Source organism: Pseudarthrobacter quantipunctorum (assembly GCF_045291495.1).
GTDB classification, from domain to species: domain Bacteria; phylum Actinomycetota; class Actinomycetes; order Actinomycetales; family Micrococcaceae; genus Arthrobacter; species Arthrobacter quantipunctorum.
In genome coordinates this window covers 395,460-410,914 of record NZ_CP148033.1, presented here as the reverse complement: position 1 = coordinate 410,914, position 15,455 = coordinate 395,460, and the positions used below count along the sequence as shown (strand labels likewise).

Below are 15,455 nucleotides of genomic sequence, written 5' to 3'. Positions count from 1 at the left end.
GTGCACCAGGAATTCGCACTCGGCAGGATCGGGCTGGTCTCCGGCCCGGACCTGCCGGACGCCAAGCTCGCCTACAAGACCTACGGGGAACTCAACGAGGCCCGGGACAATTGCGTCCTCCTCCCCTCTTACTACACCGGCACTCACGCAAGCTACGAACCCTGGATCGGCTCCGGCAGGATCCTGGACCCGGAGCGCTGGTTCATCGTTGCCGTCAACATGTTCGGCAACGGCCTGTCCACCTCCCCCTCTTACGCCTCCCCCGAGATCAGGGGTGCTGCTTTCCCGGGTGTCGACATCGCGGACAACGTCATCGCGCAGCATCGCCTGCTCACCGCCCTCGGAGTCCAACACATCCGCATGGTCGCCGGCTGGTCCATGGGCGCCCTGCAGGCGTACGAATGGGCTGTCCGCTTCCCGGAGATGGTCTCCGCCATCCTTCCGGTTGCCGGGGCAGCCCGTTGTTCACCGCACAACTTTGTCTTCCTTGAGGGCGTGAGAGCTGCGCTGACCACTGACCAGGCGTACGACGGCGGCCGGTACAGCTCCCCGCCTGTCAGCGGCCTGCGGGCGTTTGGGACGGTGTATGCCGGCTGGGCGTACTCCCAGGAGTTCTTCCGGAACGGCACTTACCGGGAGCTCGGCTACAGCGACGTTGGCTACGTGCTCGACGACTGGGCAGACGATCACGAGCACATGGATGCCAACAACCTGCTGACGGTGCTGGGCACATGGCAGCGGGCCGACGTCGGGAATCCTGCGCGCGGCGGGTTCGAGGCGGCACTGGGGCGGATCCGGGCGCGCTGCATCGTTATGCCGGGCACCTCCGACCTCTATTTCCCCGTAGCGGACAGCAGGATCGAAGCCGATTTGATCCCCGGAGCCGAATTCCGTCCGCTCCAATCCAACCTTGGGCACATCGCCGGACGGCCCGGAATCCGGGCCGCGGAAACGGATCAGATCGGCGATGCCATGCGACAGCTTCTTGATGGCTGACAAGTGCCAGAACTAGTACCCGTGGGCGAAGAACTCCGAAAGATGGGAGATCAGCACGCCAGGTGCCCGATCCAGCGCGCCGTGATCCGCTCCAGGCACAGCCGTGCAGCGGCCGTCCAACAACTGGGCGGAGAGGGCCTGGGCTATCACCCGGTAAAACTCATCGCTCCTGGAACCGAAGAGCACAAGCACGGGAACGGGAATGTCGGCGTAGCGCTCCGCAGGAGGCCGGTGGCCGTCCAGCAGGGCGAGTTCCTTCACCGCACTGTGCACCGTGCCTTTCCACGCCCTGCCCTTGCGTGTGGCCACCGCCAGGATACGGACCACCGCTTGGAAGGCAGGTTCCGGAAGCGGGCTTGCGTTGAGCTTGGCGGATATACCCTTCCCCAGGATTGACACAGCCCGGTGCACGTCACCTCGTTGCACCGCCGATTCGAACTCGGGCAGGAAATGGGTTGGCACTGCACCGCCGATGTTGGGAACGGCATCGTAGACGGCGATCCGCCGGACGGGCAGCTGAAGCCCGGCCTCGAGGGCAACCGCCCCGCCATAGCTGTGGCCGAAAACCATAGTGCTGCCGGTGGCGTCCAGGACGCGCCCGAGGTCGGCCACCTCGGTGTGCATGGAGTAGTCGTGCGGCTGCAGGCTGGATCCAGGCCTGCCCCGTCGATCGTAGACGTGGACGGGCAGGCCTTTGCTGAGCCGCCTCGCGGTTCTGAAGTAGGTTGGCGCAACGGTATTCGTCCCGCACACAAGCACCACACCCGGCCCGTCCCCGAAGCTGGAAACGCGAAGGTGGCCGCCGTCGGACGTTTCCACTGTGTGCTGTCGCATGGCCCGGGCGCCGTCGGCTTTAAAGGGCTACCGTGCGGAATCCGGTGTTCCCGCTGGAGGATTCCGGGGTGTTCGAACTTCGGGCGGCCACACGGTAGCGGTTGCAGTAGGAGTCGTGGCACAGGTACGAGCCGCCGCGCATCACACGTCCTGCACCGATAGTGGGCCCAGGCGGGTTCTCAGCCGCTGAGTTGCGGTAGTACTTAGGCAGGAACCAGTCGGAGCACCACTCCCACACATTGCCGCTGACCTCGTAAAGGCCGTACCCGTTCGGCGGAAAGGACATCACGGGAGCCGTCCCCAAATGGCCGTCGTCCTGCGAGTTCGCAGCAGGGAAGGTGCCCTGCCAGATGTTGCAGAGGTGTTCCTCCCCGGGACCGAGCAGGCTGTTCCCCCAGGGGTAGCGCTGCCCTTCGAGGCCGCCCCTGGCTGCGTACTCCCACTCAGCCTCCGTGGGGAGCCGGCGTCCGGCCCACGCGCAATAGGCCAGCGCGTCATTGTGCGAGACATGGACCACCGGGTGCGTCGCCAGCGCTGACCAGTGGGACTTCGGTCCGCCGGGGTGGGCCCAGTCAGCCCCACGGACGTTGAGCCACCAGGGAGTCCCGGCAGCAACACCGAGCACGTCCTTTTTGTCTGCCTGCGCCAGGAGGTGGAAGACGGCCGACGATCCGAACAGTTCCGCTTCCGTCCGGTACCCGGTTGCCTCGACAAAGGCGGCGAACTGCTCGTTGGTGACGGCCGTGGCGTCAATGCGGAAGCCGTCGAGCACCACGCCGTGCACGGGTGTTTCTCCGTCGGCCGGGTAACCTTCATCGAAGGCGTCCCCCATTCGGAACCGTCCGGCCGGAACAGCTACCTCGGCCCGCGCCTGGGATGCTCCGCCTACCCGGATTGGCGGTACGTCTTCGGCGGGGAAGTCTCCGGCAGTCCGGTTTCCGGAACTCCGCCGGGCCGGGGCGCAGCATCCGTCCGCGTCGTGCATCTGCCCTCCGGATCACCCATTGCCGGCAGGCCAACGTGGTGGGGGCGGCCGCCGTCGTGGTTTAGTTGAGTTAGATAACAAAACTATACCCTTTTCATCTCAGGAGACTCCGTGACAAAGCTGGGGGGCAGGCCCACTACGGGAAAGCCGCAAACGACGGCGTCGGCTGGCGGAGCAGGTGTCCCGCCGAGCCTGGTGGACATCCGCCGGCACAACCTCTCGGCGACCTTGAAGGCCGTGCGGGACCGCCAGCGCGTCACCCGCGCGGACCTCATTGCAGAATCAGGGCTGAACCGGGTTACCGTCCTGCACCTCGTCAACGAGCTTCAGGAGATGGGGCTGATCCAGGAATCCGGCCTGGCGCCGACCGGAAAGTCCGGGCGGCCCGCGCGCGTCCTTGAGATGAGCGACACCGCCCTGGCCGTTGGGGCCCTGGAACTCAACGTGGACCACATCGCCCTCAAGTGCACGTCTCTCCAAGGCAGGGTCGTGTTCACCAGGCGGCTGGAGGTTTCGGCCAGTGACCACCAGCCGGAATACGTCCTGGATCTTGCAGGCGACCTGATCAGGAAGGCCGAGTCCTCCGCCGCAGCCGAGGACATGAGAATCGTGCGTGTCAGCGTCGGCTGCCCCGCCTTCGTGGACAACGCCGAAGGCGTGGTGCTGAAATCCCTCAGCTTGGGCTGGACGGACGTGCGGGTCGTCGATGAGCTGGAAAAACGCTCCGGCGGAGGCGTTGCCTTCACCCTGGACAAGCTGGCGGATCTGGCGATCCATGCCGAACGCAAGAACTCCGAAATTCCCAGCGAAGAAGGCGTCCTCCTCCTCTACGGCGAAATGGGCGTGGGTGGTTCCTTTCAAAAACATTCGGAAATCCTCCGGGGTGACGCCGGCATGGGCGGCCAGTTCGGGCACCTGACGGTCAACCATGACGGCCGTCCGTGCTACTGCGGCCGCGCCGGCTGCCTGGAAACCTACGTGGGCGTTGCCCCGCTGTCACTTGCGCTGGAGAGTTCCACCGGCCACCATTCGTCCTCCGCCGCGGTCAGGGTCAGTGAAGCCCTGGCGGCAGTCCAGGACGGGGACCCTGCCGCCCGGAAGGAACTGGCCGACCAGGGAAAGTGGCTTGCCCGCGCGGTGTCCACCCTGACGGCCATCTTTGATCCGCGCGTGATCATCCTGGGCGGATACCTGACCCAGCTGGCCCCGCTGCTGATGCCCGCCTTTGAAGAAGAGCTCGGCCTCTGGGCTGAGGGCGAGTTCACCCACGGGACGGAAATCACCGTTTCGCGGCTTGGCACTGACGCGGTCCTTGATGGCGGGATTGATACAGCCATCAGCGATCTGGTGCGCTCCCCCTGGACCGTCACAGGGTAGAGGCATGTATTGACAATGTGATGCAGCCCACCCTAATCTGAATTTAGTTACATCACCTAACCAAACCCTATCCCTCCGTTGCCGCGGAGGCCGTTCAATGGAGAGCGCGATGATCCCCAAGAGTGACCAGGCCAAGTTTGAAACCAACCGCCGCCGCTTCCTGCAGGTTCTTGGGCTGGGAGCCTCAGTCCCGCTCCTGGGCGGCGTGGCGGCGTGCAGCCAGGGAGGGGGCGGCGCACTCGGAGGCGGCGGCGGTGGCGGAAAAGTCACAGAGCTGGTGATCCCCACGGCCAAGACCCCCTGGCTTGAGGCCTACCGCAAGATGGCCGCGAAATACCAGGAGCAAAGCGGCATCAGGGTAACCCTGAGGGAGTTCCCGTACGACGGCCTGTTCACGCAGCAGACGAACGCCGTCCAGGGAAGCAGCTTCCCCTTCGATGTCTTCCAGATCGATGAATTCGGTGTTGGCCAGTTCTACTCCAACGGCTGGGTCCAGCCCTTCGATGCCATCGATCCCGGCTTCACCATCGATTCCGAAGTCCTGACGTACGCAAACCTCCCCTACTGGGACGCGGAAAAGAAGAGCTCCGCCGAGACCGGCAAGGTCATGGGCTACCCGATCAACGGCAATATGGACCTCTTTGTGTACCGCAAGGATCTCTACGAGGAATTGGGCCTTTCGGTTCCCAAGACCTGGGAGGAAGCCATTTCCAACGGACGCAAGGCCGTGGAGTCCGGAAAGATCCGCTACGGTTACGTGCCCCGCGCCCAGGCCGCCCAGGCCGGCCTTTCTGTGACTTATGAATTCATGCCCGTCTTCTACAGCCACGGAGGCTCGTGGTTCAAGGAAGAAGGCGTGGACTGGACACCCACCATCAACTCGCAGGCAGGCATCGCGGCCGCCACAACGTACCGGGAACTGGCCAAGATCGGACCCGAACAGCCCCAGACCGTGGGCCAGGCGGAAGTCATCTCGCTCATGCAGGGCGGCCAGGCACTGCAGACGCATGTGGTGGCCGCAGCGGCCAGCCAGTTCCTGAGCGAGGACAAATCCCAGATCGCCGGCGTCGTGGGCTTTGCCGAAGTACCTGCCGGGCCCGGCGGCACCCCGGCCCCCACCAGCGGCACATGGAGCCTGGCCATCCCCGCCGGGTTGCCGGCAGAACGGGCGACGGCGGCACTGGACTTCATCAAATGGGTCCTCACCGACGAGGCACAGTCCATCTTCATGAACGCCGGCGGCATCCCCACCCGCCGCAGCGCGCTGGCTTCCGGTGCGGAATCCGGCGACGGCTCGGCCTACCTAAAGCCGCTGCAGGAATCCGTGGAACACATCAAGCCGTCCATCCGGCAGCCTTTTGGCCCCGCCATGGCGGCTGAGACCGAGAAGTACCTGTCCCAGATCGCCGCGGGCCAGGTCAGCCCCGCAGAGGGCATGGAAGCCCTGCAGTCCGCGGTCACCAAGGTGGTCAAGGATGCGGGGTACCTGAAGTGACCGCCGCCACCACGACGGCGCCGCTGCGCGCCTCCCGTCGAACAGCGGCCCGGCGCGGGAAGAAGTCCTGGTCCAAATTTGGGCTGGTTGCGCTCACCCCGTTCGCGCTCTTCCTCCTGCTGTTCGGCGTCTACCCCGCAGTGGAGCTGTTCCGGATGGCCACCTCCGAAGTACAGGTCATCCAGGGCGGATTCCAGATGGAGTTCGCCGGGCTGGACAACTTCTCCCGCATCCTGACGGATCCCGATACCCTCCCCGTCCTGTTCGCCACCGTGGTCTTCATCATCGGCGCCGTCGTGTTCACGGTGGTGCTCGGAACGATGCTGGCCGTCATGCTGGACCGGGCCGTGTTCATGAAAACTGTTGCCAAGCGGATCCTGATCTGGCCCACCGTGGTGGCTCCCGTCGTCGTCAGCGTTATCTGGCTTCTGCTCCTCAGCCCCACCATCGGCGCCGTCAACAAGGTGCTGCTCGCCGTCGGCCTTCCTGAACAGGGGTGGCTGGGCGAGCCCGTCGGCGCCATGCTGTCCATCCTCGCGGTGGACGTCTGGCACTGGACTCCCTTGGTGTTCCTGCTGGTGTACACCTCACTGCAATCGATCGATACCGAAATCCTTGAGGCTGCACGGGTGGACGGCGCCAGCGAATGGCAGAGCATCAAGATGGTGGTCCTGCCCATGGTCCTGCCCGTCATCATCACCTCCGCAGTGATCCGCCTCATCATGTCCGTCAAGGCGTTCGACGAAATGTTCCTGCTGACCCACGGCGGGCCTGGCAACGCCACGAACCTCATCAGCCTCCACATCCGCACCATCTTCTTCGACAGGCTGGAACTGGGCTACGGCTCAGCACTGGGCGTGGCCATCATCCTCATCTTTGCGGTGCTGGGCGCCCTCTACGTCCTGGCCAAGAAGGCAGTTACCGGAAGGCGCACCTCCAATGCCTAAGACCCAAACCCGCTCCAGCATGGGCATCATCGGGACCATTGCCGAACTCGTGCTCATCGCTGCCATTGCCGCCACGATCGTGCCCATCCTCTGGATGGTTGCGCTCAGCTTCCAGCCGCTGAAAAACATCATCGGTGCAGACATCGTTGCGGGCTTCTCCCTCAGCAACTACACCGACCTGCTCTCACCCGGCAATCCGCTGCTGGCACAGCTCGGGAACAGCCTGGTCATTGTTGTTGGAACCGTCCTGCTGTGCCTGGTGTTCGGTTCACTCGCCGGCTATGCCCTGTCCCAGCTGGTAATTCCCCGTGCCGTCCTCCTGCCGCTGCTGGCACTGACGGCCTTCATCCCGCTGATCCCGCCCATGGTGCTGGTGCCGGGCCTCTACGCCACCATGTCCTCCTTCGGCCTCATCGGCGGAACCCTTGGCCTGGTCATCCTGAACACCGTGTTCCAGCTACCGTTCGCGGCACTGCTCATGAAGGTCTACTTTGATGGACTGCCGGCAACCCTGCGCGAGGCTGCGCTGATCGACGGCGCCTCCGAGGCCACTGCCTTCCGTTCAGTGATGCTCCCCCTGGTGAAGCCGGGCCTGGCATCCGTGGGCACGTTCACCGGGATCATGGCCTGGAACGAATTCCTGTTCGGCCTCACCATGACCTCCGGCGGCGTCACCGCACCGCTCACGGTGGGCATCGCCTCGCTGGTCCAGCCCTTCGAGGTGGCCTGGGGCCAGATGGCGGCGGCCGGAACGCTGGCGGCCATCCCCATCATCATCATCACGATCATTGCCAACCGCTACATTGTTGCGGGCCTGACCGCAGGCGCAGTGAAGGGTTAGGAGCCGCTATGAATGACACTCCCACGGCTCCTAAGCAGCCAAACATCGTGCTCATCCTGGCCGACGACCTCGGGTACTCGGACCTGGGATCCTACGGCGGCGAGATTGACACCCCCAACCTGGACCAGCTGGCCGCTGGCGGCACCAGGCTCACCCAGTTCTATACCACCGCCCGCTGCAGCCCCTCCCGGGCCTCCCTCCTGACCGGACTCCACCCGCACCAGACCGGCATTGGCGTCCTCACCGGGGATGACTCACCCGTTGGGTACAAAGGGAACCTGAACCGCAGCTGCGCCACAGCAGCGGAGGTCTTCTCCGCAAACGGCTACGCCACGGGCATCACCGGCAAGTGGCACCTGGCCGCAGACGCACGCACCCCGAACGATGCCTGGCCCACGCGGCGCGGGTTCGACTACTTCTACGGAACACTCACCGGCTGCGGCAGCTTCTACAGCCCGGGGACCCTGGTCCGGGGCGAAACCAACATTGAGCATGAGGCCCAGGACCCGGATTTCTACTACACGGACGCCATTACCCAGGAGGCCGTCGGTTTCCTGGACCGCGCCACAGCCGAGAATAAACCCTTCTTCCTCTACGTCGCCTACACCGCCCCGCACTGGCCGCTCCACGCACCGGAGCGCGACATCGAAAAGTACGGGGGCCGTTTCGACGCTGGCTGGGACCACCTGAGGCAGGAGCGCTTCGAGCGCCAGTACGAGCTTGGCATTGTGGAACCCGGCAGCCAGCTCAGTCCTCGAGATCCTGAAGAACCGGCGTGGGAGGACACTCCGGAGAAGTCCTGGCAGGCCCGGCGCATGGAAACGTACGCGGCGCAGGTGGACAAGATGGACCGGGGAATCGGCAGGATTATTGCCGAGCTCAAGGAGAGGAATGAGTTCGACAACACCGTTATTATTTTCCTCTCGGACAACGGCGCCTCCCCCGAGGAGATCCCACACTTCGAGCGGGAAACGTTCGTCAAACGCACGGATATCTACAGTTCCCACACAAGGGATGGCCGGCCCGTGCAGCTGGGCAACGAGCCCGGGATCGTGCCGGGGCCGGAGGATACGTACTCGAGCTACGGCAGGGCGTGGGCCAACCTGTCCAACACGCCGTTCCGCATGTACAAGAAGTGGACCCATGAAGGCGGCATCGCTGCGCCGTTCATCATCCACTGGCCGGCGGGGGCGGTCCAGCAGTCCGCGCTGCTGCGCCAGCCGCTGCAGCTGACCAGCGTCCTGCCCACGCTCCTGGACGCCGCGGGGATCAGCCCGCTGACGGAGCTGGACGGGAATCCCGTCCAGCAGCTTGAAGGGACCAGCTTCCTGAACCTGCTGCGGCAGGAGCCCGGGAGCAGCCTCCGCCGGCAGGCCATGGATGCCCAGACCGGCACGCTCTACTGGGAACATGCCGGCAACGGCGCGATCCGCCGGGGAGACTGGAAACTCGTCCGCACCTTCCCTGGGCCCTGGGAGCTGTACAACCTGGCAAAGGACCCGACGGAGCTGAACGATGTTGTCACCGAGAACCGTGACCTTGCGGAGTCACTGCTCGCGGACTGGTCGCAGTGGGCTGACCGGGTGGGTGTGCTGCCCTTCGGGCGGATCGTTGAGCTGTATGAGCTCCGCGGCCGCCCCGCCATCGAGGCAGCGGGGTAGCGCGATGAAGCAGCTAGTTGCGCCGGTGATGGAAAGCCATACCCGGCAGAGAATCGTTTCGCTCCTGTACTCGGCACCCCAGGGCCCCTCGGAAATCGCAACCGCCCTGGGCCTCTCCCAGCCGTATATCTCCAACCAGCTGGCGGCGCTGAAGAGCCACCGGCTGGTGACATCCCGGCGCGTGGGGCGCAAGTCGGTGTACCAGCTGGAGGACAAAGCGAAGGCAGCCATGATGACCGCCCTTTCGAGCTTTTCCTCCCGCTAAGCCTGCTGGTACTGCCAGCGTCAAGCGGCCGACGGCGGGAGGCACCCGCCGTCGACCGCCTTCTGTTTGTTCCGGGTGGCTTCAGCCGCTCGCTTCCGCACGCCTAGAGCTGCCCGGCGGGGCCGCTGTCCTTGACTTCGCCGCGCCAGCCGCCGGTTTCGGACCCGCGCGATTCGATGAAGTCCTTGAACTTCCGCATGTCTGCCCTGACCTGCATCTCGTCGATCTTCAGCGCCGCGCCTGCCTTTTCAGTGACGGTCTCCGGTGCCCACTCGAAATGGACTTTGACCTTCGTGTGGTTGGCATCCAGCGGCGTGAACCTGATGATGCCGGCATGGGACTTGCCGTCGGTGCTGCGCCAGGCAATCCTGTCGTCAGGCTCCTGGTCGACGATCTCGGTATCGAATTCCCGGTGGACGCCACCCACATTGGTCACCCAGTGGTTGGTGGTGTCAGTCAGCTGGGTTACGGATTCCACACCGGACATGAACTGCGGAAAGGATTCGAACTGGGTCCACTGGTTGTACGCGGTCCGCACCGGGACATCGACTTCAACGGTCTGTTCAACGCGTTCCATCTGCTTCCTCCTCATGAAGGACGGCCGCAACGGCGGACCGGCAGAGCTTGCCATCCTGACGGTCAGGCAGCCGCCACCTTTGCACCATAAATCCGGCGGCAGCCAGTGTCCAGAGCTTCGGAATTCCCCGCACGCCGGACGGAGATAGGCGTGTCGAAAGCAGGGCGGACGACGGCGGGAGGCGCCCGCCGTCGTCCGCTTCCGTTTGGTGCCTACGAGCTGAAGGGGACCTTCTCCCAGCTCAGCACGTCGCCGCCGTCGGCACTGTTGCCGGCGACTGAGAACCTGACGTAGTTGGTGGCGTTCGCGGAACCGTCCACGGTGATGCGCTGCAGGTCATCGGCTGGTGCCTGGCCGTAGATCTCCAGCCAGGGTGAGCCCGCGGCGAGCGGCTGGTTTTCCGCGAACACGTGGCTGTCGCCGTTGATGAGGTACACCGGCGCGTCGAAGCTGTTGGTCTCCTCAACGATGGCCGCCACGATCTCGCGGAAGCCGGACATGATCTCCGGGTTGGTGGTGGCCGCGGCGAGCAGCGAGGGGTCGAACATGTCGGCCTGGGTCATCAGGACGACGGCGCGGCTGTTGCGGCGTCCGGCGTCGGCAAAGGTCTCGCGGATCTGGGCCAGGACGGCGCCGGTCCGGTACTCCACCTCGGCCACCTGTTCCGGCGTTGCGGTGGTTTCACCCAAACCGGTCCACGGCTGCAGTGAGTTGTTGCTGCCCTGGACGTTCAGCACGGAGAAGGCAACCCGGTTCTGTTCGAACCTGACGTTCTCCGGCAGCCCAAGGTTCTCCTGGGTCTTGACCGGCATCGTGGCCCCCAAGGTCTTTCCGGGCTCATTGAAGAAGACCTCACGGAGCCGGTCCAGGCGCTCCAACGGATTGTAGGCGCCGTTGTTGGTGCGGTGGCAGTCCACCCATTCGTTGTCGCCCGGGGTGAAGACCAGCGGGTGCTCAAACGTGTCGAACTGGGTCCGGATGTTGGTGAAGTACTCGTCCGAGCAGACCGAGGAGCCGTTCTTGATGTCGCCCACGTGGGTGACGAACTTCAGGTCCCTGTCCGCGTTCATGACCTGGATGCGGGCGGGAAACTTGGCGATCTCGGCGTCGCCGTAGGGGATGTCGCCAATAACGCCGAAGGTGAAGGACTCCTTGTTGGGGCTGTCCTCGGCGGCGTTGGCGGGCTGGGCGGCAAGGAGGCCGAGCGCCAGGACGGCTGCCGCCGTCGTCGTTTTCATGGTTTTTGAAGGCATGGGGATGTACCTGATTCTGGAGAGGGCTTAGGCCGTGCGGGCGGTGAGGAACTGCTGGAGCGCGGCGAGGTCATCGGTGTTGATGTGGTCCACGCCGGCGTCGGCGAGTTCGGTCCAGATGGCCTCGCGTGCTGCGCCGGGCTGGTCCAGGGTGGCCCAGAAGCGGACGCGGTAGCCGCTGGCGTGCGCCTCGGCCACGTAGGCGTGGAGCCTGGTGCGCTCGGCTTCCGGCATGGGGCCGATGCCCTGCCAGGTGAAGAGTTTGGTCCAGTTGTCGCTGACCAGCGGCATCAGGCCGGCGGGCTTGCCGGTGGCGAGGTCGGCGGAGCGGCCGTCGTAGAAGCTGAACCGCTTCTCCTGCGCCTGCATCGTGGCCAAGGGGCGGTTGCCGCTGATGACAGCGGTGACCGGTCCGGTCTTGACGTTGCCATTCGTGTAGCGGCTCATGATGTCGCGGTGCTCGGCCAGTTCCTGCTCGATGGCGGCGTAGGTGGCCTCGCCGTCGCTCTTGATGTCGATCAGGAGCTGCAGGCTGCCGTCCCAGTGCGGGTAGACGCTGTGCCCGGGCTGGCTGCGGACCAGGTCCTGGAGCGGGTCAAGGTAGAGGCTTTCGAGCGTGACGCCGGGCTGGACGTCCTCCCGGTCGTGCGCCACGAGCAGTTCGCCGTCCACCAGCCACACGTCGGCTTCGACGCTGGTGAAGCCGTGCTCCAGGGCATCGAACAGGGGGCGGCCATGTTCGTAGTCATTGTGGGCATGTGCCTGGGCCAGCGGTTGGCCGACGACGACGGGAGCCGGCTTGGTTGCTTCGGCTTGGGCGGGTGCAGCTGCTGCGGTTCCTGCCAGGGAGGCGAGGACAGCGACGGCGGCGAGGGTGCTTTTCACGAACACGGAGTACTCCTACGTACTGCTGGGATGTCCGCCCGGCTCTCTGGCGTGCCGGGCGAAAGGGGGCGTGAAAAGACTGCTGGTTGCGGGAGAACGCTTCGGGGCCGGCGGGTTGCTGGCAAGTGAACTGCGAGGGACATGGCAGGGCTCCCGGGTTTTGCCCGGTGGCACATCCGCACCTTGTTACTGCCGGGTCAGCTCCACGCTGAGGATGCGGTCGTCGTCGGGGCCGGGCGTTCCCCGGCCGTCGGTGTTGTTGGTGACTAACCAGAGCCTGCCGTCCGGAGCCTCCATGACGTCACGGATGCGGCCGAATTCGCCGTCGTAGTAGGTGCTCGACGTGGAGGGGTCGGCAACAGGCACGGCCCGGAGGACCTGTCCGCGCAGGTTGGCAATGAACAGCGTCCCGTCAATGTGCACCATGCCGCTGGGGCTGGCCTCGGTGGGCTCCCACTGCTGCACCGGGTCCGTGAAGTCCCCCGTCGTGGCTATTCCTTCAACCGTTGGCCAGCCGTAGTTGGCGCCCGCGGTGATGATGTTCAGCTCGTCCCAGGTGTTCTGCCCGAACTCGGTGGCGAACATGGTGCCGTCCTCCGCCCATGCCAGGCCCTGGGGGTTGCGGTGCCCGTAACTGTAGACGAGCGAATCCGGGAAGGGATTGTCGGCGGGGACGCCGCCGTCGGGGGTCATCCTCAGGATCTTCCCGTTCAGGGAATCGAGGTCCTGGGAGCTGTCGCGCCGGCCCGCATCGCCAATCGCGACGAAGAGCATGCCATCGGGCCCAAAGGCGATCCGGCCGCCGTCGTGATAGCTCGCGGAGCCAATCCCGTCGAGGATCGTTTCGGCCTGTCCCAGCGCCAGCGCCCCTGGTTCTCCGGTGACGTCGAAGCGCTGGAGCCTGTTTCCGTCCGTCCCGGTGGAGTAAACGTACAGGCGGCCCTGGCTGTCCACGGCCAGGCCCAGCAGGCCGCCCTCCCCCACAGCCGCCACACCGGGAATGTCGCCAATAGTGCGCGCGGAGCCGTCAGGGCTGAGCTCAAGGATCCGGCCGCTGTCCCGCTCGCTGACCAGCGGGGTGCCGTTGCGGAACACCACGGACCAGGGAGCTTCCAGCCCTGTGGCCACGGCCTGGGGTGTGCCCGCCGGAATGGCGTTCCCCGGTGTCGCCGACGCCGACGCCTCGGCTGACGAGGAGGACGGGGACGGGGACGTAACCGGCGTTGGTGTTGCTGCAGGCGTGGTGGTGCAGGACGAAAGCAGCAGGCCCGCTCCGAGGGTGACTGCCAAGAGGGCTGGCGTGCGGGTGGCTTTCATGGCTTTCTCCTGATGCGTTTGAGGATGTTTGTTGGCAGTGCTGCTGCGGCGGGCGCCGCTTTGATGGTTAGGTGGGGAATGCTGTGCGGCGTCCGGCAACAGCGATAACAAGCGCGACGGCGGCAAGGCCCACCAGGGCGGCCGGCAGGACCATCCCGTCGAAGCTGCTGATCACCACCGCACCCGCCACCCCAGCGGCGAAGATCGCCAGGTTGAAGGCGACGCCGAGCATTGAGTTGGCAACGTCGGCGTTTTCACCGCTGGCAGCGCTAATGGCCGTTTGCAGTTGTGCTGCCGCGCCGCCGAAGGCGATGCCCCACAGGACGATCGCGGCGAGGACAGCCAGTAGTGACGCGTGGCCAACGATGAAGATCGCACCGGCCACCATGAAACTCCCCAGGCTGAGCAGGACCAGGCGTCGGAGGCCCTTGTCGATCACGGCGCCGGTGATGGCGATCCCCGCAATGGCGGCCGCGCCGAACGTTATGAGCGCGATGTCCACCGGGAGGTCAAGACTTGCCCCGCGGAGGTAGGAGCCGATGTAGGTGTACATGATGTTGTGGCCAAGCATCCAGCTGACGATGACGCCGAGGACAACCGCCACGCCCGGGATGGCGAGGACACGTGCGAGGGGTACCCGCGTCCCGGCCCGTTGGCCGGGCGCGTCCGGGACCAGGAAGACCGCCAGCAACAAGGTGACCGCCGTGAGGATTGCGAGGACGCCGAAGGACCAGCGCCAGTCGAACGTCGTTCCCAGCCAGGAGCCGAAGGGCGTCCCCACTGCCAGGCCCACCGGGGTTCCAACGGACGCAACGGACAAGGCGCGGCCGGCCTGGCGCGGAGCAGTGATGCGCCGGGCATAGCCGGCAGTCATGCCCCAGAGCAGGCCGGAGAATGCACCGGCCAGGAGCCGTGCTCCCAGGGAAAGGGCGATGTCCGTGGAGAACGCCGTGATGAGGTTGGCGGCCAGGAAGCCGAGGATCCCGACGACGAAAACGGGCTTCCGGCGCACGCCCCGGGTCAGGGCAATGGCTGGCATCGCCGCAATGATTGTTCCCAGGGCGTAGGCACTGACGAACTGCCCCGCGGTCCCCTCGGTGACGGCGAGTCCTGACGCGATCTGCGGCAACAGGCCGGCGGGCATGGTCTCGGTGGCAATCAGGAGGAACCCCATCAGGGCCATGACCAGCAGGGCGGCCCAGGGAAAACGCCCCGCCGGGACGGAAAGACCGCCTGCCGGGGCGGAATCCTTTGGTTCTTCAGTGATGCTGGTGTTTCCGGAGGGCAGGGCGTCGATGGATGCCTCGCGGGCCCCGTCCTCAAGAATTGCTCGGGTCAAAACGGTTCCGTTCTTTTGTGGAGAAATTTCGGAGCAGCCGTGTCATCCCGCTCAGTTAGCGGGAGCCAGCCTGGCGGTAAAACCGCTTGTCCGGTCCCGGATCGCCTCGAGGTCATCGAAGGATCCGATCCGCACAATTCCGCGGGAATAACCCACATGCTCGTAGTAGAGCACAAGGGCCTGGTCGGGGGCGTAGTAGCCGATGGTCAGTGGTTCTGCGCTGTCACCGGCGGGAACGCCGTCGAGCGAAAGCGCCTCCGGCAGCTCAGCGATCTTTTCCTGGCCGCCGTAGTCCCTGAAGGAGAGCGTCAAGGGCAGCTGGGCGATCAGGGAGCGTGAAGTTGCGTTGCCGGAAAGGGTACCTGTGACCGTCTCGCCATCGATGTCGATGGTGACCGGAGTGTTGTCTGCAGCGCCCTCGGATGATGGGACCGGTGATGGCTGGGACGCCCCGCCGGCCGCCGTCGATGTTTCCAGCGGGGAGGATGGCGGCTCAGTGGTGGAGGCCGGGCCGTTCGAAGGGGTGCTGCACCCGGCCAGGGGCAACGCCAGCACGAAAATCGCAGCCAGGGCCAATGTCTTCAGGTGCATGGGAGCTGATCCGTTCCAGTCAGGAAAGTTCGGTCCATTCCAGCAAAGCAGTTGGAGAAGAAGTGTAGGAGCCCCTGTTGTGAGGGGTACTG

At 65.3% G+C, this 15,455-nt stretch carries 15 protein-coding genes; 7 read left to right on the top strand and 8 right to left on the bottom strand.

From position 1 onward, the window contains the following. Positions 1-996 (top strand): alpha/beta fold hydrolase, encoded by a 996-nt coding sequence (locus WHH00_RS01810; protein ID WP_406636028.1) that lies wholly within the window; start codon positions 1-3, stop codon positions 994-996. A 12-nt stretch (positions 997-1,008) separates the two neighbouring features. On the opposite strand, the gene WHH00_RS01805 is transcribed toward WHH00_RS01810, so the two are convergent. Next, positions 1,009-1,830: an alpha/beta fold hydrolase gene (locus WHH00_RS01805; protein WP_406636026.1), complete on the bottom strand. Its 822-nt coding sequence runs from the start codon at positions 1,828-1,830 to the stop codon at positions 1,009-1,011. Positions 1,831-1,849: 19 nt separating this feature from the next. Next, positions 1,850-2,815: a formylglycine-generating enzyme family protein gene (locus WHH00_RS01800; protein WP_406636024.1), complete on the bottom strand. Its 966-nt coding sequence runs from the start codon at positions 2,813-2,815 to the stop codon at positions 1,850-1,852. A 111-nt stretch (positions 2,816-2,926) separates the two neighbouring features. On the opposite strand from WHH00_RS01800, the gene WHH00_RS01795 reads away from it, so the two are divergent. The 6 genes from WHH00_RS01795 (at position 2,927) to WHH00_RS01770 (ending at position 9,401) form a co-directional block, all read left to right on the top strand. Continuing rightward, positions 2,927-4,192 carry an ROK family protein gene (locus WHH00_RS01795; RefSeq protein WP_406636022.1) on the top strand — a complete coding sequence of 422 codons (1,266 nt, stop codon included), beginning with the start codon at positions 2,927-2,929 and terminating at the stop codon, positions 4,190-4,192. 109 nt (positions 4,193-4,301) lie between these two features. Further along, the gene (locus WHH00_RS01790) at positions 4,302-5,687 is read left to right on the top strand and encodes an extracellular solute-binding protein (protein ID WP_406636020.1); all 1,386 of its coding nucleotides are present in this window, start codon (positions 4,302-4,304) and stop codon (positions 5,685-5,687) included. Continuing rightward, on the top strand, positions 5,684-6,634 hold the full coding sequence (locus tag WHH00_RS01785; RefSeq protein ID WP_406636018.1) for a carbohydrate ABC transporter permease: 951 nt from the start codon (positions 5,684-5,686) through the stop codon (positions 6,632-6,634). Before WHH00_RS01790 ends, WHH00_RS01785 begins: the two co-directional genes overlap by 4 nt. Further along, positions 6,627-7,475, top strand: coding sequence for a carbohydrate ABC transporter permease (locus WHH00_RS01780; RefSeq protein WP_406636016.1), 849 nt, complete (start codon positions 6,627-6,629; stop codon positions 7,473-7,475). Before WHH00_RS01785 ends, WHH00_RS01780 begins: the two co-directional genes overlap by 8 nt. 8 nt (positions 7,476-7,483) lie before the next feature. Further along, positions 7,484-9,136, top strand: a complete 1,653-nt coding sequence (locus WHH00_RS01775) for an arylsulfatase (RefSeq protein ID WP_406636014.1) — start codon at positions 7,484-7,486, stop codon at positions 9,134-9,136. A gap of 4 nt (positions 9,137-9,140) precedes the next feature. Further along, complete coding sequence (locus WHH00_RS01770) at positions 9,141-9,401, top strand: ArsR/SmtB family transcription factor (RefSeq protein WP_406636012.1); 261 nt, start codon at positions 9,141-9,143, stop codon at positions 9,399-9,401. A 103-nt stretch (positions 9,402-9,504) separates the two neighbouring features. Here WHH00_RS01770 and WHH00_RS01765 read toward each other — a convergent pair whose 3' ends face one another. The 6 genes from WHH00_RS01765 to WHH00_RS01740 form a co-directional block, all read right to left on the bottom strand. Then, positions 9,505-9,978 carry an SRPBCC family protein gene (locus WHH00_RS01765; RefSeq protein ID WP_406636010.1) on the bottom strand — a complete coding sequence of 158 codons (474 nt, stop codon included), beginning with the start codon at positions 9,976-9,978 and terminating at the stop codon, positions 9,505-9,507. 212 nt (positions 9,979-10,190) lie between these two features. Then, positions 10,191-11,231: a hypothetical protein gene (locus tag WHH00_RS01760; protein WP_406636008.1), complete on the bottom strand. Its 1,041-nt coding sequence runs from the start codon at positions 11,229-11,231 to the stop codon at positions 10,191-10,193. Between the two features lie 27 nt (positions 11,232-11,258). After that, on the bottom strand, positions 11,259-12,122 hold the full coding sequence (locus WHH00_RS01755; protein ID WP_406636006.1) for a phosphatidylinositol-specific phospholipase C/glycerophosphodiester phosphodiesterase family protein: 864 nt from the start codon (positions 12,120-12,122) through the stop codon (positions 11,259-11,261). Between the two features lie 180 nt (positions 12,123-12,302). Next, positions 12,303-13,433, bottom strand: coding sequence for a PQQ-dependent sugar dehydrogenase (locus WHH00_RS01750; RefSeq protein ID WP_406636004.1), 1,131 nt, complete (start codon positions 13,431-13,433; stop codon positions 12,303-12,305). A 67-nt stretch (positions 13,434-13,500) separates the two neighbouring features. Continuing rightward, positions 13,501-14,772: an MFS transporter gene (locus WHH00_RS01745; RefSeq protein ID WP_406636002.1), complete on the bottom strand. Its 1,272-nt coding sequence runs from the start codon at positions 14,770-14,772 to the stop codon at positions 13,501-13,503. 51 nt (positions 14,773-14,823) lie between these two features. Further along, positions 14,824-15,363: a cyclophilin-like fold protein gene (locus tag WHH00_RS01740; protein WP_406636000.1), complete on the bottom strand. Its 540-nt coding sequence runs from the start codon at positions 15,361-15,363 to the stop codon at positions 14,824-14,826. Between the last annotated feature and the right edge of the window lie 92 nt (positions 15,364-15,455).